The sequence below is a fragment of the Bacillus sp. JK106 genome, from assembly GCF_053663355.1.
Genome location: NZ_JBSJQC010000002.1, coordinates 705,657 through 725,380, shown reverse-complemented (window position 1 = coordinate 725,380; position 19,724 = coordinate 705,657). Strand labels below are relative to the sequence as shown.

The 19,724-nt window shown below is 47.8% G+C and carries 19 protein-coding genes; 1 reads left to right on the top strand and 18 read right to left on the bottom strand.

Going from position 1 to position 19,724, the window contains the following annotated elements; translation table 11 throughout:
• Positions 1-5 precede the first annotated feature (5 nt).
• The 12 genes from smc to ACWJJS_RS09020 all read right to left on the bottom strand — a co-directional run bounded on the left by smc (position 6) and on the right by ACWJJS_RS09020 (position 14,063).
• The gene (gene smc, locus ACWJJS_RS09075; protein WP_454023499.1) at positions 6-3,566 is read right to left on the bottom strand and encodes a chromosome segregation protein SMC; all 3,561 of its coding nucleotides are present in this window, start codon (positions 3,564-3,566) and stop codon (positions 6-8) included.
• A gap of 101 nt (positions 3,567-3,667) precedes the next feature.
• On the bottom strand, positions 3,668-4,417 hold the full coding sequence (rncS, locus tag ACWJJS_RS09070) for a ribonuclease III (RefSeq protein WP_003154303.1): 750 nt from the start codon (positions 4,415-4,417) through the stop codon (positions 3,668-3,670).
• Positions 4,418-4,555: 138 nt separating this feature from the next.
• A complete protein-coding gene (gene acpP, locus ACWJJS_RS09065; RefSeq protein ID WP_003154310.1) occupies positions 4,556-4,789 on the bottom strand; it encodes an acyl carrier protein in 234 nt (77 codons plus the stop codon).
• Positions 4,790-4,873: 84 nt separating this feature from the next.
• Positions 4,874-5,614, bottom strand: coding sequence for a 3-oxoacyl-[acyl-carrier-protein] reductase (gene fabG, locus ACWJJS_RS09060; RefSeq protein WP_454023498.1), 741 nt, complete (start codon positions 5,612-5,614; stop codon positions 4,874-4,876).
• Entirely contained in the window at positions 5,607-6,560 is a 954-nt protein-coding gene (gene fabD, locus ACWJJS_RS09055) for an ACP S-malonyltransferase (RefSeq protein WP_003154316.1), read from the bottom strand. The genes fabG and fabD overlap by 8 nt, the downstream gene beginning before the upstream one ends.
• 18 nt (positions 6,561-6,578) lie before the next feature.
• Positions 6,579-7,577 (bottom strand): phosphate acyltransferase PlsX, encoded by a 999-nt coding sequence (gene plsX / locus ACWJJS_RS09050; protein WP_003154319.1) that lies wholly within the window; start codon positions 7,575-7,577, stop codon positions 6,579-6,581.
• Between the two features lie 13 nt (positions 7,578-7,590).
• Positions 7,591-8,157: a transcription factor FapR gene (gene fapR, locus ACWJJS_RS09045; protein ID WP_003154320.1), complete on the bottom strand. Its 567-nt coding sequence runs from the start codon at positions 8,155-8,157 to the stop codon at positions 7,591-7,593.
• Between the two features lie 106 nt (positions 8,158-8,263).
• Positions 8,264-10,312 (bottom strand): ATP-dependent DNA helicase RecG, encoded by a 2,049-nt coding sequence (gene recG / locus ACWJJS_RS09040; RefSeq protein ID WP_326233574.1) that lies wholly within the window; start codon positions 10,310-10,312, stop codon positions 8,264-8,266.
• A complete protein-coding gene (sdaAA, locus tag ACWJJS_RS09035) occupies positions 10,290-11,192 on the bottom strand; it encodes an L-serine ammonia-lyase, iron-sulfur-dependent, subunit alpha (protein WP_003154324.1) in 903 nt (300 codons plus the stop codon). The genes recG and sdaAA overlap by 23 nt, the downstream gene beginning before the upstream one ends.
• A gap of 20 nt (positions 11,193-11,212) precedes the next feature.
• A complete protein-coding gene (sdaAB, locus tag ACWJJS_RS09030) occupies positions 11,213-11,875 on the bottom strand; it encodes an L-serine ammonia-lyase, iron-sulfur-dependent subunit beta (RefSeq protein ID WP_003154325.1) in 663 nt (220 codons plus the stop codon).
• Positions 11,876-12,017: 142 nt separating this feature from the next.
• Entirely contained in the window at positions 12,018-13,685 is a 1,668-nt protein-coding gene (locus ACWJJS_RS09025; RefSeq protein WP_454023497.1) for a DAK2 domain-containing protein, read from the bottom strand.
• A gap of 15 nt (positions 13,686-13,700) precedes the next feature.
• On the bottom strand, positions 13,701-14,063 hold the full coding sequence (locus ACWJJS_RS09020; RefSeq protein WP_454023496.1) for an Asp23/Gls24 family envelope stress response protein: 363 nt from the start codon (positions 14,061-14,063) through the stop codon (positions 13,701-13,703).
• Positions 14,064-14,321: 258 nt separating this feature from the next.
• Here ACWJJS_RS09020 and rpmB point away from each other — a divergent pair, with 258 nt between their 5' ends.
• Positions 14,322-14,510, top strand: coding sequence for a 50S ribosomal protein L28 (gene rpmB / locus ACWJJS_RS09015; protein ID WP_003154328.1), 189 nt, complete (start codon positions 14,322-14,324; stop codon positions 14,508-14,510).
• Positions 14,511-14,587: 77 nt separating this feature from the next.
• Here rpmB and spoVM read toward each other — a convergent pair whose 3' ends face one another.
• From spoVM to ACWJJS_RS08985, 6 genes are all read right to left on the bottom strand, one after another.
• Complete coding sequence (gene spoVM, locus ACWJJS_RS09010) at positions 14,588-14,668, bottom strand: stage V sporulation protein SpoVM (RefSeq protein WP_003154329.1); 81 nt, start codon at positions 14,666-14,668, stop codon at positions 14,588-14,590.
• An 86-nt stretch (positions 14,669-14,754) separates the two neighbouring features.
• Positions 14,755-15,399 carry a thiamine diphosphokinase gene (locus ACWJJS_RS09005; protein ID WP_003154330.1) on the bottom strand — a complete coding sequence of 215 codons (645 nt, stop codon included), beginning with the start codon at positions 15,397-15,399 and terminating at the stop codon, positions 14,755-14,757.
• A gap of 65 nt (positions 15,400-15,464) precedes the next feature.
• Positions 15,465-16,118 (bottom strand): ribulose-phosphate 3-epimerase, encoded by a 654-nt coding sequence (gene rpe / locus ACWJJS_RS09000; RefSeq protein ID WP_003154331.1) that lies wholly within the window; start codon positions 16,116-16,118, stop codon positions 15,465-15,467.
• 1 nt (position 16,119) lies between these two features.
• Positions 16,120-17,010 (bottom strand): ribosome small subunit-dependent GTPase A, encoded by an 891-nt coding sequence (gene rsgA / locus ACWJJS_RS08995; RefSeq protein WP_101563010.1) that lies wholly within the window; start codon positions 17,008-17,010, stop codon positions 16,120-16,122.
• Positions 17,011-17,024: 14 nt separating this feature from the next.
• Positions 17,025-18,968 (bottom strand): Stk1 family PASTA domain-containing Ser/Thr kinase, encoded by a 1,944-nt coding sequence (gene pknB, locus ACWJJS_RS08990; protein WP_077722187.1) that lies wholly within the window; start codon positions 18,966-18,968, stop codon positions 17,025-17,027.
• Positions 18,962-19,723, bottom strand: coding sequence for a Stp1/IreP family PP2C-type Ser/Thr phosphatase (locus ACWJJS_RS08985; RefSeq protein ID WP_071391846.1), 762 nt, complete (start codon positions 19,721-19,723; stop codon positions 18,962-18,964). Before ACWJJS_RS08985 ends, pknB begins: the two co-directional genes overlap by 7 nt.
• Between the last annotated feature and the right edge of the window lies 1 nt (position 19,724).

The following is a 19,724-nucleotide window of genomic DNA, read 5'->3' as shown; positions in this document are numbered from 1 at the left end:
CCTCGTTACTGAACGAATTCTTTTGTTTCTTCCAGTTTGACCGAAACCATTCGGGAAACGCCGGATTCCTGCATCGTAACACCGTAGAGGACATCCGCTTCTTCCATGGTGCCTTTTCTGTGGGTGATGACGATAAACTGGCTGTCGCCGCTGTATTTTTTTAAATATTGCGCAAACCTGAATACATTGGCTTCATCAAGCGCAGCTTCCACTTCATCAAGGACGCAGAACGGCACGGGCCTTACTTTCAGAATAGAGAATAAAAGGGCAATGGCAGTCAGCGCCCGTTCTCCCCCTGACAAAAGATTTAAGTTTTGCAGTTTTTTGCCCGGAGGCTGCGCGATAATGTCCACCCCGGAATTAAGAAGATCATTCGGATCAGTCAGCTTCAGTTCAGCCCGTCCTCCTCCGAATAAAGAACGGAACACATCGTTGAATTGAGAACGGATCTGGATAAACGTTTCATGGAATCGCTTCGTCATTTCAGAATCCATTTCTTCAATGACTTGAAACAGTGTGTTTTTCGCTTCCGTCAGGTCATTTTTCTGCTCTGTTAAAAACTGATACCGTTCGTTTACTCTTTCAAATTCATCGATGCTGCCGAGATTGACCGTTCCGAGCTCTTCAATTGAAAGCTTGATCAGTTTGACCCGTTTTCTCGCCTCTTCAGGCTCGAGTTCAAGCTGATATTGTTCTTTTGCCCCTTCAAAGGATAAGCTGTACTCCTCGCGTAAATATTGCAAGAGATTATCAAGCTCAACTTCCATCCGGCCGAGTTTTACCTCTTCATCTTTCAGAATGTCCGTTTTTTGCTTGTACAGACGCTTCATCTCTTTCAATTCAAGCTCGTTCGTATCAAGCGCCCGCTGTAGCTTCACACGCTGGTCGCGCCGGCTGGCGATCAATTCGATCGTTCTCGTTTTATCGTGAAGCTTATGATGGGCTGCTTCTTCAAGCTGCTCCTCACCGCTTGTGCTGGACGTCATCTCTGAGGTCAGGAGGCTTAAATCTTCCCGTGTTTCTTTCAGAGCGAGCTGCGTTTCTTCAAGCTCTTTTTTCAGCCTTTTGAGGTTGTCTTCCTCACTCGAGCACGCCTGTTCTTTTTTCGCAGCGGCCACTTTACATTCCGTCAGTTCATGAGAGAGCGTTTCTTTTGTTGAGGATAGGGTCTGCTTTTGTTTTGTCAGCCTTTCCATCTCTTCCTCAAGCTCTTTCAGCTGGCCGGATGCCTCACTCAGCTGTTCTTCCAGAGCTGATTTGCGCGTCTCTTTTTCCCGGCTGCTTTCCGTCAGTGATGCTTTCTCCTGGTCGTAAAGCTCCAGATGGGTATTGATGTTCTTTTCAGCAACTTCGAGTTCATACAGCCTGCCTTTTACATCCTGCTGCTTTGTTCTGAAAGCCTCACCGTCTTCACGGAGACCGCTCAGCGTATGTTCAAGCTCTTGAATGGCCTGCTTCAGCGCTTTGACCTCTTTTTCGAGCAGAGCTGTTTTTTCTTCCATTTCGGCAAGCCGCGCAGTCACCGTCTCAAGCTCGCGGCTTCTGCCGAGCAGAGAATTGTTTTTCTTTTTGACCGCGCCGCCTGTCATTGATCCGCCTGGATTGACGACATCGCCCTCAAGCGTCACGATGCGGTAGCGGTGCCCGAGAAGCTTGGCCAGTTCATTCGCGCCTTTTAAATCTTCAGTGATCAGCACGGTGCCGAGAAGGTTTTGAATGACATTCCGATACGCCGCATCATATGTGACAAGCCCGCTCGCTGTGCCGAGGAAAGACGGATGCTTTGAAGCCGTCTGTTCATCACGGGTTTGGAGCTGGCGCGGTTTCATAACCGTAAGCGGCAGGAACGTCGCGCGGCCGAAGGAATTCTGTTTTAAATATTGAATCGCTTTCCGCGCCGCCTGCTCATCGTCTGTGACAACGTGCTGCGCCGCTGCGCCGAGTGCAATCTCGATCGCCGTCTCATATTTTTGTTCGGTGGCAATCAGTTCGAGAACGGCGCCGCGGATGCCGCCGAGCTGCTCTTTCTGCTTCAGCACTTCTTTTACGCCTTGGTAAAATCCTGAAAAATCGCCTTGCATCGTTTCAAGCATATCTTTTTTGGATCTGGCCTGCTGGACGAATTGATATGCCTGATACAGCGCTGATTCTTTCTTTTCATACTGGCGTTTTTTCTGTTCATATGCTGTCTGGACTTCGCGAAAGCGGACGACCTGATTGTGAATATCCTCTTCAACGGCGGCCAATTCCTCTTCGCACGCCGCTTTGCGGACTGCAATATCGTTACGTTCTTCAAGATATTTTTCATTGTTTGCGGTCAGTCTCGCCTGCTGGACCGCAGATTGGGACATCTGGTCATCTAAAAGCTGCAGCTCGTTGCGAATCGACGCCTGACTGTTTAACAATTCAAAGTAATCGCTTTTTAATTGTTCGATTTTCTCTTCTACATTTTCATTATGCAGACTGAGAGCCTGCTGCTTTTCTTTCACCTGGGCGTTTAACCGCTTCACTTCCGCACGAAGTTTATCATAGACGGCAGACTGCTTTTCAATGTCCGCTTTCAGTTCGGCTTCTTTGTTCGTGTAATGTGTAACGGATTCCTCTAGCTGTTCCCGGTTTTGCGCGGCGTTTTTTTTACGCTCTTTCAGCACTTCTTTCCGGCCTTCCAGCTTTTCCAGCTCTTCACTTGTCACGAGCAGAACCTGCTGCAGTTCGTTGATGGATTCATCAAGCGCGTGGATTTTATCTCTCGTCTCTTCTATCATCGCTTCTTTTGCGGACAGAGCCGATGATTCCGCCAATTCTTCTTCTTTAGCAGCCTGCACCTTGTCTTTTAAACCCGACCATCTGCCATGCAGTTGTTCGATGTCAAAGGCGGTAAGGGCGATTTCGACATGCTCAAGCTCATTCTTTTTTTCTAAGTAGTCTTTGGCGATTGATGCCTGGATTTTCAGCGGTTCGACCTGATCTTCAAGCTCGTGGAGAATATCTTCCACCCTGTTTAAGTTATCCTGCGTCTCAAACAGTTTGTTTTCCGCTTTTTTCTTTCGTGTTTTATATTTCAGCACGCCGGCCGCTTCTTCAAAAATACTGCGGCGGTCTTCCGCTTTGCTGCTGAGAATCTCTTCGACTTTCCCCTGGCTGATAATAGAGAATGCTTCTTTTCCAAGCCCGGAGTCCATAAATAAGTCAATGATGTCTTTCAGGCGGCACTGCTGATTGTTGATGAGAAATTCACTTTCTCCGGAACGGTACACCCGTCTCGTCACGCTGACTTCGTGATAATCGATCGGGAGAAATTGATCTTCATTATCAAGCGTTAACGTGACTTCGGCAAGGTTCAGCCGCTTGCGCGAATCACTTCCCGCAAAAATGATATCTTCCATTTTTCCGCCCCGAAGCGAGCGTGCCGATTGTTCGCCGAGCACCCAGCGGATGGCTTCGGTAATGTTGCTCTTTCCGCTGCCGTTCGGACCGACAACGGCCGTGACGCCTTTTACAAAGTCAACGGATATCCGTTCTGCAAATGATTTAAATCCTATAACGTCTAAACGTTTGAGGAACATCCCAGATCCTCCTTATCGTATAAGTATCTCAATATTATCATAATCACCCGCTTATATCAGGCGCAGACATACTGAAATCCCCCTAGGGATACAGGGGGATTTTATTGTTTCGTATGATGTTTTTGCAATTTTGCAAGAGCTTCCTGTGCCGCATGCTGCTCGGCTTCTTTTTTGGAACGTCCGTTCCCGATACCGAGCGCCTCACCTTTAAGGGAGACCAGCGCCTCGAATTCCCGGTTGTGGGCAGGCCCTTTTTCATTGAGAATTTTGTACTCAAGCGATCCTTTTCCGTCCCGCTGTACAAATTCTTGAAGCTGGCTTTTGAAATCCATCACATGAGAAAAAGCACCATCGTTTATTTTAGGGAACACGTACTCTTTCAGGAATTGCTGAACCGGCTCAAGGCCCTGATCCAGATACAGTGCGCCGATAAACGCTTCAAACACATCCGCTAAAAGCGCAGGACGCTTTCTGCCGCCCGTCATTTCTTCTCCTTTTCCCAAGAGAACAAGATCGCCGAATGACAATTCGTGGGCAAGTGAGACGAGTGACGGCTCGCATACGATAGCGGCTCTCAGCTTCGTCAAATCTCCTTCACTCATGGCCGGATATTTGGCAAATAAGAATTGGGAGATCGTCAGTTCCAAAACAGCGTCACCTAAAAATTCAAGCCTTTCGTTGTCTTCATACGGCTTTTTCCGATGCTCATTCACATAAGATGAATGTGTAAATGCTTGATACAAAAGTTTCTCGTTTTGAAAATGAACCGAAATCCGTTCTTGGAACTCTTTAAATTGCTCTATTTTTTTATAGAACTTTTTTTTATCTTTAAAATGTGAGTGTTTTGACATAGTAACCTCCATAGGCACATCAGGTTCACCGCGCTCCCCGCCGTAAACGGAATCGGCTGCGCGTACAGCGTCAGACGCCGGTAACCGAACGATTAAAGGGCTAAAGCCCCGCTGTCAGGCGGGACTTTTAGCATCAGCTTATTGCTGGTTTTGTATGTAGTTCACAGCGTCGCCGACTGTTGCGATCTTTTCAGCATCTTCGTCAGAAATCTCCATATCAAACTCGTCTTCAAGTTCCATAACAAGCTCAACTACATCTAGGGAATCAGCACCTAAGTCTTCCTTGAAAGAAGCTTCAAGTTTGACGTCAGCTTCATCAACGCCAAGGCGGTCTACGATGATTTTCGTTACACGCTCTAATGTATCTGCCATAGCAATTCACCTCCCCTCAAGTATTATAGAGGATTCGTTTTTAAAAAACTAGAGAAACTAGGATGAAATTTTAAAAACAAATCTTTACATCACCATTCCGCCGTCAATATGAAGGGTTTGGCCCGTCATATAACGCGATCCTTCAGAAGCAAGGAACGTAACAACGCTGCTGATATCGGAAGGATCACCGAAACGCGCGAGCGGAATCTGCTTCAGCATTTCATCTTGGACTTCTTTAGAAAGCTTGTCCGTCATATCCGTGGAAATAAAGCCCGGAGCAATGACATTGACCGTAATATTTCGGCTCGCAAGCTCTTTGGCTGATGACTTCGTTAAGCCGATCACACCGGCTTTTGCCGCCACATAGTTTGCCTGGCCGGGGTTTCCGCTGACGCCGACGATTGATGATACGTTGATAATCCGGCCGGAGCGCTGTTTCATCATCTGTCTTGTAACGGCTTTCGTGCAGTTGAATACACCTTTTAAGTTAATGTTAATGACATCATCCCATTCATTTTCTTTCATTCTCATCAGAAGATTGTCTTTTGTGATCCCCGCATTGTTCACGAGAATGTCGATTGAAGAAAATGCAGCGACAGCCTCTTTCATCATGTTTTGTACTTCTTCGGAATTTGATACATCGGCTTTTACGGCGATCGCGTTTCGGCCCAAAGATTTGATCTCATCTACGACTTCGTTCGCTTTCGCTTCATTCCCGGAGTAGTTGACTACTACATTACAGCCGTTTTTCGCAAGATCAAGCGCGATCGCCCGACCGATTCCGCGGGACGCTCCCGTTACCACTGCTGTTTTTTCATTAAGCATCCTGATTCTCCTCCTTCAGCGTTTGAATCGCCAGTTCGATGGTTTCATGGTCAGAAACCGAGATTGTTTTAAGGCGGCGGTTCACTTTTTTCACAAGGCCTGAAAGCACTTTTCCGGGCCCGATTTCAACAAACGTCGTGACGCCTTCGTCAATCAGTTTGTTAATGGTTTCTTCAAAGCGAACAGGCGAATACAGCTGTTCGATCAGTTTTTTCTTGATATCGTCTTTTTCTGTCATAACGTCAGCCGAAACGTTTGAAATCACGGGAACAGCCGCATTTTTCAACTCACAGGCGCTGAGCACCTCCTCGAGTTTTTGCGCTGCCGGCTTCATTAATTCAGAATGGAACGGTCCGCTTACTTCTAATGGGATCGCCCGTTTTGCTCCGTTGTTTTTCGCTTCCTCTGAAGCCAGCTCCACGCCTTTTGCCGTTCCGGAAATGACGATCTGGCCGGGGCAGTTCAGGTTTGCAAGCTGTACGAGATGACCGTTTTCCGTCACTTGATCCGTCACCTTTTTCAAGGACTCCGCATCCATTCCGAGAATAGCAGCCATGGCGCCTTCTCCGGCCGGCACGGCTTCATTCATGAATTCTCCCCGTTTTCTTACCGTGTAAACGGCATCTTTAAATGTCATCGCTCCCGCCGCAACAAGCGCCGAATATTCTCCGAGGCTGTGGCCGGCGGTGAAATCAGGGGTGATGCCGGATTCTTTAAACTTTTCCAATACGGCGATGCTCGTTGTCAACAGCGCGGGCTGCGCATTGTATGTAAGGGTCAATTCTTCAGCGTCACCTTCAAAAATGAGCGAGCTCAGCTTTGTTTCAAGCGTTTCATCCGCTTCATCAAAAATACGTTTTGACGCTTCTTCGCGTTCGTACAGGTCTTTTCCCATACCGATATATTGTGATCCCTGTCCGGGAAATAAAAATGCAATCTTACTCATGATGCGGTAACCTCCAGACTACTCATCTGTTTTTTCTTCTTTTACTTCTTCTTCTATAAATGCGGCCACGTTTTGGCTGACCATTTCTCTCGCCTGGCGCAGCGCATGGTAAACAGCGCGTGCGTCAGAAGAGCCGTGCGCTTTAATGACGGGCGCTTTCAAACCGAAAAGACTCGCCCCGCCGTACTCAGAATAGTCCATTTTCAGTTTCATTTCCATCAGCTTCGGCTTCAGCACTCCCGCTGCGAGCTTAGAAACAAAACTTGAAGTCAGTGTATCTTTCAGCATTTTGAAAATCGATAACGCTGAACCTTCCAATGTTTTCAACGTGACGTTGCCCGTAAAGCCGTCTGTGACGATGACGTCAGCAGCGCCTTCGAGCAAGTCTCTCGCCTCAACGTTTCCGACAAAATTCACGTTTGTTTCTTTTAATAATTCAAACGTCTTTTTTGTCAGGTCGTTTCCTTTCTTTTCTTCCGTGCCGACATTTAACAAGCCGACGCGGGGCGAGCTGATTCCGAGAACCTGCCGGGCATATACAGATCCCATAATTCCGTACTGGACGAGATGCTCCGGTTTGGCATCGACATTGGCTCCCACGTCCAAAAGAAGGAAACCGTCGCCTGAAACGGTCGGAAGCGTCGGCGCAAGCGCAGGCCGGTCGATTCCTTTAATTCTGCCGACGATAAACAGTCCCGCTGTCATGAGTGCGCCTGTATTCCCCGCTGAGATGCAGGCGTCCGCTCTGTTTTCAGCCACTTCCTGCGCCATCAGCACCATAGAAGAGTTTTTCTTTCTGCGTACGGCGCGGACCGGTTCATCCGTCGGTTCAATCACTTCATCGGCGTGCAACACAGTGATGCGGTCTGATGTTGTTGGCAAGTGTGATTCTATTGTTGTCTTGTCACCGACCAGCGTAATATGAAGATCGTCAAATGCCTCAATACTCTTCATTACTCCGTCAATAACAGCTTTGGGTGCGTTGTCGCCTCCCATTGCATCTACAGCTATTCTCATGCATGCTCCACCTTTATGATTGTTTTGAACGGTACATATCAAAGCTGCCGGAGAACACGACTTCTTCTCCCACATAGCTGTTGACTTCAACTACCGTTCTGCCTTTTTCTTTTTCGACTGCCGTCACTTTGGCTTTCGCAACGACGCGCTCGCCTTCTTTCACCTGTCTTGTAAAGCGGATATTTGCGCTTGCGGTCAGCGCCAGCTCATCATCAATGACGGCTACGGCGAGTGAGTTCGCCTGCGCAAACAAATGATGCCCCCGCGCAATTTGATTGCGGCTGAAGACATGTTCGCGTCTTACTTCTAATATGGAAATGGCCTGGCCGTCAAGCTCCAGATCAATGATTTCACCGATCACTTCGTCTAAAGACAATGATTTCACTTCATCATCAAGCGTTTGTTCTGCCACGTTTTTAATTCTTTCCCTCAGCTCCGGTATTGAGAGCTCTAAGCGGTCTAAACGGATCGTCTGAATGCTGACGCCGAATTTCCCCGCTAATTCTTCATCTGTGATGAAGGGTGTCGATTTGATCGTCTGCTGCAATAATTTTTGGCGTTCTTTCTTGCTTCTTCTCATCTGTAAACACCATCCGGACAATTAAGACTAGGTACTAATAGTAGTATATAATCTCATAGATTGGAATGCAATGATTGTTTTTTGAAAGCCGCCGAATTTTACAGAATCAGCTTAATTTCTCCCCTTCTAAGACGCCGCTTGAAAGTAATTGACCGCGCAGCATGCGGTATTCGTCATCTTTCCAAAAAGCCTCTGAAGACACCAGGTTGGCCGCATCCTGGCGGGCCGTTTCCAAAGCTCTGTAGTCATGAACCATATCCGCCACCTTGAACTCGGGCATACCGCTCTGTTTTTTTCCGAAGAAATCACCGGGGCCGCGCAGTTCAAGGTCCTTTTCAGACAGCTCGAAGCCGTCGTTTGTCTCTGACATGATTCTCATCCGTTCCTTCCCGGTTTCGGATTTCGGATCGGCCATCAAGATGCAGAAAGATTGGTGGTCTCCCCGCCCGACCCGGCCGCGGAGCTGATGGAGCTGAGATAATCCGAAACGGTCGGCGTCATAGATGACCATAATCGTCGCATTCGGCACGTTCACCCCGACTTCTACGACGGTTGTTGACACAAGTACCTGACATTGATTGGCGCTGAATTCTCTCATCACTTGATCTTTTTCATCAGAATGGAGCTTCCCGTGCATCAGGCCGACATTCCATTTACCACGGTAAACGTCAGACAGCATGTTATATACGTCAATCGCATTCTGTACATCCAGTTTATCCGACTCTTCAATGAGCGGGCAGATAATATAGGCTTGCCTTCCCTGCTTCAGCTCTTTTTCTATAAAAGCCAAAATCCGCTCCAGCATGTCGTGTTTCACCCAATACGTTTCGATTTGTTTTCGCCCCGCGGGCATTTCATCTATCACGGAAACATCCATTTCTCCGAAGACGGTAATGGCCAACGTTCTCGGAATCGGAGTGGCTGTCATAAACAGCACATCCGGATCCTGACCTTTATTCTTGAGTTTTTTGCGCTGTTCGACCCCGAACCGGTGCTGCTCGTCCGTAATAACAAGACTCAGCGCTTTGAATTCTACTTCATCCTGGATTAAAGCATGGGTCCCTACTAAAATATCAATCTCTCCGAGAGCAAGCCGCTCCAACAGCTCCCTGCGCCGCTTTCCTTTTACAGAACTCGTCAAAAGCGCGATATTTACATCTTCATTTGCAAACAACGATACGAGAGAATCTGCATGCTGTTCGGCCAGAATTTCAGTCGGCACCATTAATGCCCCCTGATGCCCCGACAGAATCGCAGCGTACAAAGCGATGGCGGCGACGGCCGTTTTCCCTGAACCGACATCACCTTGCAGCAGACGGTTCATTCGGTAAGGGGATGTCATATCAGCGGTAATTTCCCGAAGCACGCGCGTCTGTGCGGTCGTGAGCGAAAACGGCAGGCTGTCTGTGAAAGCGGCGAGCTTTTCAGCAGGAAACACATGGCTGATGCCTTTGGACTGTTCCCTTTCCGCTTTACGGAACGCCTGCATTTTCAGCTGAAATAATAAGAATTCCTCGTAAACAAACCGGCGTCTTGCCTGCTGTAACGATTCCCTCGTTTCAGGCTGATGCATCGTCTGCAGGGCATGTTTGTAATCAGGCAGCTTATAGCGGATTCTCAATTTTTCAGGAAGCGGATCGGCTGCACTGTCCAAATGATGCTGCAGCGCTTCCTTAATAAACCGTCTCATCATTTTTACGGTGACGTTTTCTTTAACGGAATAAACAGGCTCAATGCTTTTATCTTCTTGATGAGGACCAGTTTTTAATTCCTGCACGGAAACGGTCTGTCTGTGTTTATCCCATTTCCCGGATATCGTGACGACAGAACCTAACGTCAGTTTCTTTTTTAAGTAGGGACGGTTAAAGCAGACCGCGGTAATTAAATAATTGCCGACAAGCACCCTGAATGTCAGCCTGTTTCGTTTTTTGCCGTAATAGGTAAGAGAAGGTTCTGAATGAACCTTCCCTTCTACCGTCACTCTTTCTTCATGTTTTACTTCTTCTAAATCCCTCAGCTCATAGTCGTCATAACGGTAAGGGAAATAATTCAGAAGATCAGAAATGTCATAGATACCAAGTTCGTGCAATGTTTTTTCTGTTTCCGGCCCAATGCCCTTAATTTCCGCTATACTAGTTTGCTGATGGTGTGTCACTTGATTTCAGCGCTCCTCCGAAAATTTTTTTCTCTAATTCTCTTCCCGTCGGTGTCGCAGCTAAACCGCCTTGTCCCGTTTCACGCAGTGCTGTCGGCATCGTCTGGCCGATTTTGTACATCGCGTCAATCACCTCATCGCAAGGAATACGGCTTGTAATCCCGGCCAGCGCCATATCCGCCGCGATCATCGCGTTGGATGCTCCCATTGCGTTTCGTTTGACACACGGCACTTCTACCAATCCGGCGACCGGGTCACATACGAGACCGAGCATATTTTTCAGTGTAATCGCCATTGCTTCCGCTGATTGCTGAGGCGTTCCGCCCGCCATTTCCACAATCGCAGCCGCTGCCATGCCTGATGCTGACCCGACTTCCGCCTGACAGCCTCCTGCCGCTCCTGAAATACTCGCATTATTTGCTACGACAAAACCGAACGCGCCGGCTGTAAACAGAAAACGGATCATTTGTTCTGTCGTAGGGTTCAGCTTATGCTTTACGGCGAATAACGTTCCCGGCACAACTCCGGCAGAGCCGGCGGTCGGTGTAGCGCAGATCGTTCCCATCGCCGCATTGACTTCATTTGTCGCCACAGCTTTAGAAACGGCGTCTAAAATCAGATTGCCCGACAGGCTTCTTCCCGATTGGATGTATGCCTGAAGTTTCACGGCATCTCCGCCTGTTAAACCGGTCTGACTCGTGACGCCCTTCAGCCCTTTTTCAACAGCTGCTTCCATGACGGAGAGATTGCGCTCCATTCCTTGAAAGATTTCTTCCCGTGTTTTTTGCGTCACTTCCATCTCTTGGGTGATCATCACTTCCGAAATCGGAATTTGTTTTTCTTGAGTGATTTCTATTAATTCTTTTACATTACGAAACATGTCATTTTCCTCCTGACTTTTTAGTCAGCTATCTTAGTAACCTGTATAATATTAGGAAGTGTTGAAAGTTCGTCAAGCACTTCTTCTTCAATATTCTGATCGACCTCAATCGTCATCAGCGCAAGCTGGCCGACGTCCTTACGCGCCACTTCCATATGTCCGACATTGATGGAGAATTTCGCAAGCACATTGGCAACGCCTGCAATCGTGCCGAATTTATCATTATGAACGACTAAAATAGCCGGGTGGTTTCCGGAAAGTCGCAGCTCAAAGCCGTTAAGCTCCGTGATTTCTATTTTTCCGCCGCCGATGGAAATACCGGTAAGGGCAAGCTCTCCCTCATCATCAGAAATGACGATACGCGCCGTATTCGGATGAACGGGCACGGCATCCTCTGTACGGAACTCTACATATATGCCCTTCTCTTCCGCAATTTGAATCGCTGTTTTAATCCGTTCATCAAATGTATCAAAATCAAGCAGGCCGCCGATAATCGCGACATCAGTGCCGTGACCCTTATACGTTTCTGCAAATGATCCGTAAAAAGACACAACGATCCGGCGGGGCTCCCGCCTGAATAAGCTTCTGGCCACTCTGCCGATCCGGGCGGCGCCTGCGGTATGTGAACTGGACGGACCGATCATGACCGGGCCGATAATATCAAAAACGCTTCTATACTTCATGCTGGTTTGCTCCTCCTTAACATCACTTCATTCAGCGCTTTTCTTTAGACTAATTGAACATTTCTCAATTGGCAAGCAGGCACACTGCCGCACTGCCGCAGGTAAATAAAGGCATAAGAATAGAAGGGCCTGATAAGCCCTTCTATTCTGCCGCAAATATATATGGATACAGAGGCTGTCTGCCGTTATGGATTTCAACCTCGATATCTTCACAGACGCTAGCAATATACTCAGCGAGTTTCTCAGCTTCTTCTTCCGGCGCGTCCTCTCCGTACAGGATGGTGACGATTTCATCTTCTTCCCCGATCATTTCATCCAGCAGCAATTTCGCCGCACTTATCCGATCTTCGGCGCTGCCGATAATTGAACTGTTTAAAATGCCGATAAAATCACCTTTTTTAATATCTTTGCCGTCAATATGGGTGTCTCTGACTGAATATGTCACCTGGCCGCTTTTCACATTCCGGATGGCCTCAAGCATATTGGCTTCATTTACATCAGCCGGCTGGTCAGGGTTAAACGCAAGCAGGGCGGTCATGCCTTGAGGGACCGTTTTTGCCGGAATGACAATGACATTTTCTTCAGCCACGCTCGCCGCCTGATTGGCAGCCATCACAATATTGGAATTGTTTGGAAGAATGAAAACCATCTCCGCATTGACAGACTGAACGGCTTCAACAATATCTTCCGTGCTCGGATTCATTGTCTGGCCGCCTTCGATTACGTGTGAAGCGCCGATGCTCGTAAACAATTCAGAAATGCCCTCTCCCATTGCCACAGTCACGATGCCAAAAGGCTTGCGGGCTTCTTTCATAACGCCGGCCGGCTTTTTTTCATCATGTTCTTGGCTGATGATTGAAGTATGCTGTTCCCTCATGTTTTCAATTTTAATTTTAATCAAATCGCCGTAACGCTGTGCGAGATTGAGTACGTTCCCTGGTTCTTCGGCATGAATATGAACTTTCGCCAGCGTATCATCAGCCACGACCAGCAATGAATCGCCGAAACGGCTCAGTTCGTTTCTGAACGCCTCTTCCTTGAACGTCCGTTTATCTTGATCCAGCCTCACCATCACTTCCGTACAAAATCCGAATTCAATGTCTTCTGTACTCAGCATGCTCTGCGCGCTTTTATGATGCTCGGCATTCACCATATCATCGAGTGCCGGAAGAACCGCTTTTTTCGGTACGGCCTCTCCTTTTAAAGCAGCCAAAAAGCCTTCATATACACAAAGCAGACCTTTTCCGCCGCTGTCAACGACACCGACGTCCTTTAAAACAGGAAGCAGATCCGGCGTGCGGTTGAGCGACGCTTCCGCTTCTTCAATAACGGCCTCCATGACCGAAATAATATCGGTTTCTTCTTTGGCCGAGGCGACCGCTTTTTTAGCCGCATCCTTGGCCACGGTTAAAATCGTTCCTTCAACCGGTTTCATAACCGCCTTATATGCCATATCCACTCCCGCTTGGAGTGCTGCGGCAAACTCTCGGGCATCTATTTGGTTTTTGTTTTCAATGCTCTTTGTGAAACCTCTGAACAATTGGGACAAGATCACCCCTGAGTTTCCTCTCGCTCCCATAAGCAGGCCTTTTGACAGGGCGATGCCGACTTTGCCGATGTCGGGTGAGTCAATGTGCTCTACCTCTCTTGCACCGGATGACATCGATAAATTCATATTTGTTCCGGTATCGCCGTCAGGCACGGGAAACACGTTCAGCGCATCCACTGCGGATGCGTTTTGAGACAATGTCTCAGCCCCCGCCAGAATCATTGCCGCAAAAGCTCTCCCATCTAAGTTTCGTCTAGACAATACTCATCCTCCTCACTACGGGTTCGTTACTCGTACGCCTTGGACATAAATATTTACAGAATCAACTGCAAGTCCGGTTGTTTGATTTACTGTGTATTTTACCTTCGTCTGAACATTGTGGGCTACTTCGGATATTTTAGTGCCGTAGCTGACAATAATGTACATGTCGATATGTATTTGTTCGGCTTCCTGACGGACATGTACGCCTTTTGCGAAGTTCTCTCTCCGGAGGATTTCAGACAAACCGTCTTTAATCTGGTTTTTTGAGGCCATCCCCACTATTCCGTAACAGTCAATGGCAGCGCCTCCGGCAACCATTGCGATGACTTCGTTGGATATATCAATCTGTCCGTATTTTGTCTTCATTTCAATGGACACACAGGTTCCTCCTTCAGATGCATAGAGTTATCATTATTCTACTATATGTATCCCATTATGAAAAGAAAAGATACAGACAGCGGCCTTCAGCGCGGAAATGTGATTGGTTTTACATGTCAAGTGATTTTTCTTGAAAGTAAGGGAAACAATAGTTGCAAACGGTTTTTAGCTGTGGTAAATTATTTAAAGTATTGTATAACGAAAGCATCTGAGACACTATGTTTAAAAAGATGTTTCGCGCAGTTAGGAGGGAAACAAATGGCACGTAAATGTTTTATTACAGGTAAAAAAACAAAAGCCGGAAACAACCGTTCTCACGCAATGAACGCTTCTAAGCGTACTTGGGGCGCAAACCTTCAAAAGGTCCGCATCCTCGTTGACGGCAAACCTAAAAAAGTGTATGTATCTGCCCGGGCTTTAAAATCCGGTAAAGTTGAGCGTGTATAAGCAAAAATGAACGCCTGCCCTTTTATGCGGCAGGCGTTTTTTATGCGTTCAAAGAGGGCAATTTCAGCTTCTTGGGCTTACTCTTTTCTAAATGAGCCCAGCATCGCCCGGACAATTCCTCCTAAAAACTTCGGCAATTTAATGGTATAAAATTTCATTTTGTCCCCTCCTATAAGTCCCGTATCCGCTGCGTTCATCACTTTAGGATTCATGGTTTTTTCCGCATATGGCAGAAGCCGCTTTTCTAATCCGCGCTCCTTACCATTATTAATATGCCTTTTGCAAACGAAAAAGTACCTCGTGAATGAATGAGTTCGTTACTAATACATAGTGTGGAACCCAGAGGAATATGACAATTATCAAGGGGATATTTAAAACCGTCGAGTGTCAGGCCGTCTGCCGCTTCCGTAAACGGAATGAAAGAAATATAGCGTCTGCGCGCTTTTTCTTCAATTGTATAACGGCCGGGCCCGAACATCTGAATGTCATTCTGCCGGTCGATCAGCTTGACATCGGTATGCTTATGTAAGGCTTTATACAGCAGCTGGATGTTCCCTAAAAAGTGATCGGCTCTTCCGCCCGTCACACCGAATACCCGAATATTTTCCGGTTCTTTTTGTAAAGCCCAGTCAAGGGCGAGTTCAAGATCGGTATAATCTTTTTCCGCCTGATACACATGGAGGGCCGGCGCCGCTTTTTGAATCTGCATGAGCTCCTCTTCCGTAATGCTGTCAAAATCACCGAAAGCTTCCTGCGGAATGATTCCGGCCTCCAAAAGAGCAACCGTCCCTTTATCAACTCCGACCCACGTCGTATCTCCGTCTGTGTATTCGGATAGATCGGGAATAAGCTCCCGCGGGCCGCCCGCAACGATATTGATTGTCTTCATATGCTATCCTCTCTCTTAGACGCGAAAAGAGCCGGCGGCTTTCACCGGGCTCTTTTTCAGCATGTTTATGATGCGTTTCGGATGTCAGCGATGGCTTTTTTCCGATCCGGCTGATTATATACGGCAGACCCGGCAACAAGCAGATTGGCGCCCGCTTCAGCGCATAAAGGGGCTGTTTCTTTATTAACGCCTCCGTCCACCTCGATTAAAAGCTCAGACAGGCCTTTCTCCTCAGCCAGCTGTTTGACCTGACGGATTTTCGGCAGAACCGAATGAATGAAGCGCTGTCCGCCAAAACCGGGGTTAACCGTCATTAACAGCACAAGGTCAAGCTCCTCGATCACATGTTCAATCATTTGGACGGGCGTATGCGGATTAAGCACAACTCCCGCTTTTACCCCCTGCTCTTTTATCAATTGAATGGTCCGGTGAAGATGCGGACACGCTTCAGCGTGAACAGAAAGGATGTCCGCACCGGCTTTTGCGAATGCCGGGATGTAGCGGTCCGGGTTTTCAATCATAAGATGGACATCCAGCGGCAGATCAGTCACCGGACGGACGGCTTCAACGATAAGCGGCCCGATTGTAATGTTAGGGACGAAATGGCCATCCATGACATCAATATGGATATAGTCTGCCCCTCCTTTTTCCACGTCTTTAATTTCCTCGCCCAGTGAAGCAAAATCGGCGGAAAGAATTGATGGCGCAACCTTAATCATATTAATACCTCGGCTTTCTCTCTTTTATTTCCTGCATAAATTCTTTGTAATGCTCATAGCGGTACGGCTGAATCTCTCCTTCTTCCACCGCTTCCTTTACCGCGCATTTCGGCTCCTTAAGATGCAGACAGCCTCTGAATTTGCAAGAGGCGCTTATTTCTCTGATCTCAGGGAACGTGCTGCCCAGCTCTTCTTCCTCAATGCCGGTAAATTCAAGCGAACTGAACCCCGGAGTATCCGCGACAAGACCGCCTGATGTATGAATGAGCTCCACATGGCGCGTCGTATGTTTTCCGCGTCCCAAATGCGCGGAAATCTCGTTTGTTTTCAGCTCAAGCTCCGGGCTGATCGCATTTAAAAGCGAAGATTTTCCGACTCCGGACTGGCCGGCAAACACCGTCGTTTTGTTCTCGAAGTGTTTCACAATGCCTGTTAAGCCGCTGTTTTCTTTTGATGACGTCACATATACGTCATAACCGATCGCCTGATAGTCTTTCACGTAAGAAAGTATCGCCTCTTTCGATTCCCCGTCTGCAGCTAAGTCCATTTTGGTTATGCAGATGATCGGGTGAATGCCGTTGGCTTCCACAAGGACGAGAAAACGGTCCAATAAAGACGTGCTGAACGCCGGCTGAACGGCAGAAAAGACGAGAACGGCCTGATCGACATTTGAAATCGGCGGCCTGATCAGCTCGTTTGTTCGTTCTTTGATTTCCAGCAGGTAGCCTTCTTTATCATTTTCAGCCTGATAAACGGCATAATCGCCGACCAGGGGCGTTATTTTATTTTTTCTGAAAATGCCCCGGCCCCTGCATTGAATGATCTTGTCCTGTGATTCATCCAAGACATAATAGAATCCGCTTAACGCTTTTATAATTTTGCCCTCAGGCATAGGGTCCCTCCTTGTCAGTCATTATCTTTCGGGTATTCAATCGTTTTGTAGCTGACGACTTTATGATCGACCATCACTTGATAATACCCCTTCTGTCCCTGATCAATCTTCAGTTCAATTGTTTTTTCAGTCGGCTCTTTTATTTTAAATGAATCATACGTATCAGAGATGCTGTGGTCCTTATCATCGATGGCGATTTGCACTTCAAGCTCGTCCCCTTCATGTTCAGGTTCGTAAGGAATGCTGATTTTTTCTTTTACCGTTTTCGCCGGTTTTTCTTCAGGTCCGAGCGAGAACGTCACTTCAACATTACTTCCCGGCTTAACCGCAGTGCCGGCTGACGGTTCTTGTTTCATGACTTGTCCTTCCGGCACGTCATCTGAATGGGCTTGTTTTTCAACAAGCTGCAGGCCGTTATCTTCAAGATACCCTGAAGCCGCTTCTTTGCTGTAAGTCTTTAAGTCCCTCAGCGTAACGTCCGCCGGGCCGAGGCTGACCGTTAGATTGACTTCATCGTCGCTTGCGACCATATCGGTGCCGGCTGACGGGTCCTGATCAATTACGGTGCCGGCCTCGCTGTCATCGTTTTCTTCTTTTACATTAACATGTTTGAAGCCTTTTTCCTTCAGCGCTTTTTTTGCGTCGCCGATCTGCCGTCCTTTCACGTCGATCAGCTGGGTTTTCGGTTTTCCGATGCTTTTGTACAGTTTTACAGAAGAACCTTCTTTAACGGTAGACCCCGCTTTTGGGTCCGTTTTGACCATTAATTCCTCTTCTATTTTTTCATCTTCAATGTCCGTTATATCAGGATCAGCCCGGAGCCCGTTCTTTTCAAGCAGGGCTTCCGCTTTTTCGTACTTCATGCCCCGTACGTCGGGGACGCTTACATCTTTAGGCATAAATAAAGACGGGAACACGGTGACCGCAAGAACAGCCGCCATAATGAAAATGAAACAGACGGCCAGCAAAACCCACGGCCATTTCCGTTTTTTCTTTTTGGCTGGCTGCTGTTCCTTATCATCCGTCTCCCCCGGCGTTTCCGCCTGAGGAGCGGCTTTTGCGCCGTCAGTAATAACGGGAATGGCTTTTGTCATTTCCTCATCATCCTGCACGGAAAATTTTTGTTCATTCAGCCTGCCGGCGTCAAAAGCCGTTCTGATGTCCGCCTCCATGTCTTCGGCGCTTTCATAGCGGTGAAACGGATCTTTAGCGGTTGCCTTTAAAATAATGTTTTCAACGCTCTGCGGAATGGAAGGGTTCCACTTTCTGGCGGAAGGCGTTTCTGTTTGCAGGTGCTTTAGCGCTATGCTGACGGCTGATTCTCCGTCAAAAGGGATTTTGCCTGTTAAAAGCTCAAACAGCACGATGCCGAGCGCGTAAATATCTGATTTTTTCGTTGCCAGGCCGCCTCTCGCCTGCTCCGGAGACAAATAATGAACCGAGCCCAGCACAGAATTCGTATGTGTGATTGTCGTAGATGTAAGTGCTGTGGCGATGCCGAAATCCGTCACCTTGATATGCCCTAAATGATCTATCAATATATTGTGCGGTTTAATATCCCGGTGCACGATATGGTTTTGATGGGCATGGGCGATGGCCGAGACGATCTGCTCCATAACGGACAGCGCTTCTTTCGGATGGAGCGGTCCGTGTGCGGTTATGTATTCCTTTAATGTCATGCCTTCCACATATTCCATGACAATGTAATAAATATCGCCTTCCTCCCCGATATCGTAAATACTGACGATATTCGGATGATCGAGGCTTGATGCCGACTGTGCTTCTCTTCTGAAACGCCTGATAAAATCAATGTCATTCACAAAGTCAAACCGCAGAATTTTAATTGCGACTTCACGTTCGAGAATGATGTCCTCAGCTAAAAAAACGTTTGCCATTCCGCCGCCGCCAATGGGCCGGAGGATATGATAACGCCCGCTGATCCGCTTGCCGGTTAGCACTTGTCTTCACCCTCTTTTTCATCTGCGGAAAACTCAATCAACACAGCCGTGATGTTATCTTCGCCGCCGTTTTGATTCGCTTTGCTGATGAGAAGGTCTACTTTTTCCTGAGGATCAGATTCGGCTTGAAGCATTTGTTTGATCTCGTGATCTTCTATTTTATTTGACAGTCCGTCAGAGCATAAAAGCAGCTGATCGCCGTCAGACAGTTCAAAAGAACGGGCGTCGGGGCTGATGGTTTCATCTGTCCCCAGCGCTCTCGTCAATACATTTTTCCGCGGATGGTGCTCGGCGTCCTCTTTCGAAATTTCCCCCGTCTTGACCAGCTCATTCACAAGCGAATGGTCCTCAGTCAGCTGAGTGAATTCCCCCTCTTGAAGCAGGTAGCACCGGCTGTCTCCGATATGAGCCACAGTGACAAACTTCCCCGTGAATAAGGCGCAGACAATGGTGGTGCCCATTCCCCGGCATTCTTCATTCGCTTTAGCGTGGTCATGTACTTTGACATTCGCCTCATGAATCCGGTCTTTCAGCCAATCCTCGCAAGCGGACGGCAGAGAAGGAACCGTTTCGGTCCGGTTCCACTGCTCTTCCATCGCCGCAACCGCCATCCTGCTCGCTACATCTCCGGCAAGATGACCGCCCATGCCGTCGGCGACAACCGCAAGCACCGCGTCTTCTTTTGTGAAAATGCCCGCCGCATCTTCATTATGCCGGCGGACTTTACCTGTATCTGTTTTCAAGGCTGTAATCAAC

Excerpts from the sequence above, each read along its gene's own strand:
- plsX (WP_003154319.1), bottom strand. The coding sequence starts at position 7,577 with ATGAGAATAGCTGTAGATGCAATGGGAGGCGACAACGCACCCAAAGCT.
- fabG (WP_454023498.1), bottom strand. The coding sequence starts at position 5,614 with ATGCTTAATGAAAAAACAGCAGTGGTAACGGGAGCGTCCCGCGGAATC.
- sdaAB (WP_003154325.1), bottom strand. The coding sequence starts at position 11,875 with ATGAAGTATAGAAGCGTTTTTGATATTATCGGCCCGGTCATGATCGGT.
- ACWJJS_RS09005 (WP_003154330.1), bottom strand. The coding sequence starts at position 15,399 with ATGAAGACAATCAATATCGTTGCGGGCGGCCCGCGGGAGCTTATTCCC.
- rpe (WP_003154331.1), bottom strand. The coding sequence starts at position 16,118 with ATGATTAAGGTTGCGCCATCAATTCTTTCCGCCGATTTTGCTTCACTG.
- sdaAA (WP_003154324.1), bottom strand. The coding sequence starts at position 11,192 with ATGTTTCGTAATGTAAAAGAATTAATAGAAATCACTCAAGAAAAACAA.
- rpmB (WP_003154328.1), top strand. The coding sequence starts at position 14,322 with ATGGCACGTAAATGTTTTATTACAGGTAAAAAAACAAAAGCCGGAAAC.
- fapR (WP_003154320.1), bottom strand. The coding sequence starts at position 8,157 with ATGAGAAGAAGCAAGAAAGAACGCCAAAAATTATTGCAGCAGACGATC.
- smc (WP_454023499.1), bottom strand. The coding sequence starts at position 3,566 with ATGTTCCTCAAACGTTTAGACGTTATAGGATTTAAATCATTTGCAGAA.
- rsgA (WP_101563010.1), bottom strand. The coding sequence starts at position 17,010 with ATGCCTGAGGGCAAAATTATAAAAGCGTTAAGCGGATTCTATTATGTC.
- rncS (WP_003154303.1), bottom strand. The coding sequence starts at position 4,417 with ATGTCAAAACACTCACATTTTAAAGATAAAAAAAAGTTCTATAAAAAA.
- acpP (WP_003154310.1), bottom strand. The coding sequence starts at position 4,789 with ATGGCAGATACATTAGAGCGTGTAACGAAAATCATCGTAGACCGCCTT.
- spoVM (WP_003154329.1), bottom strand. The coding sequence starts at position 14,668 with ATGAAATTTTATACCATTAAATTGCCGAAGTTTTTAGGAGGAATTGTC.
- fabD (WP_003154316.1), bottom strand. The coding sequence starts at position 6,560 with ATGAGTAAGATTGCATTTTTATTTCCCGGACAGGGATCACAATATATC.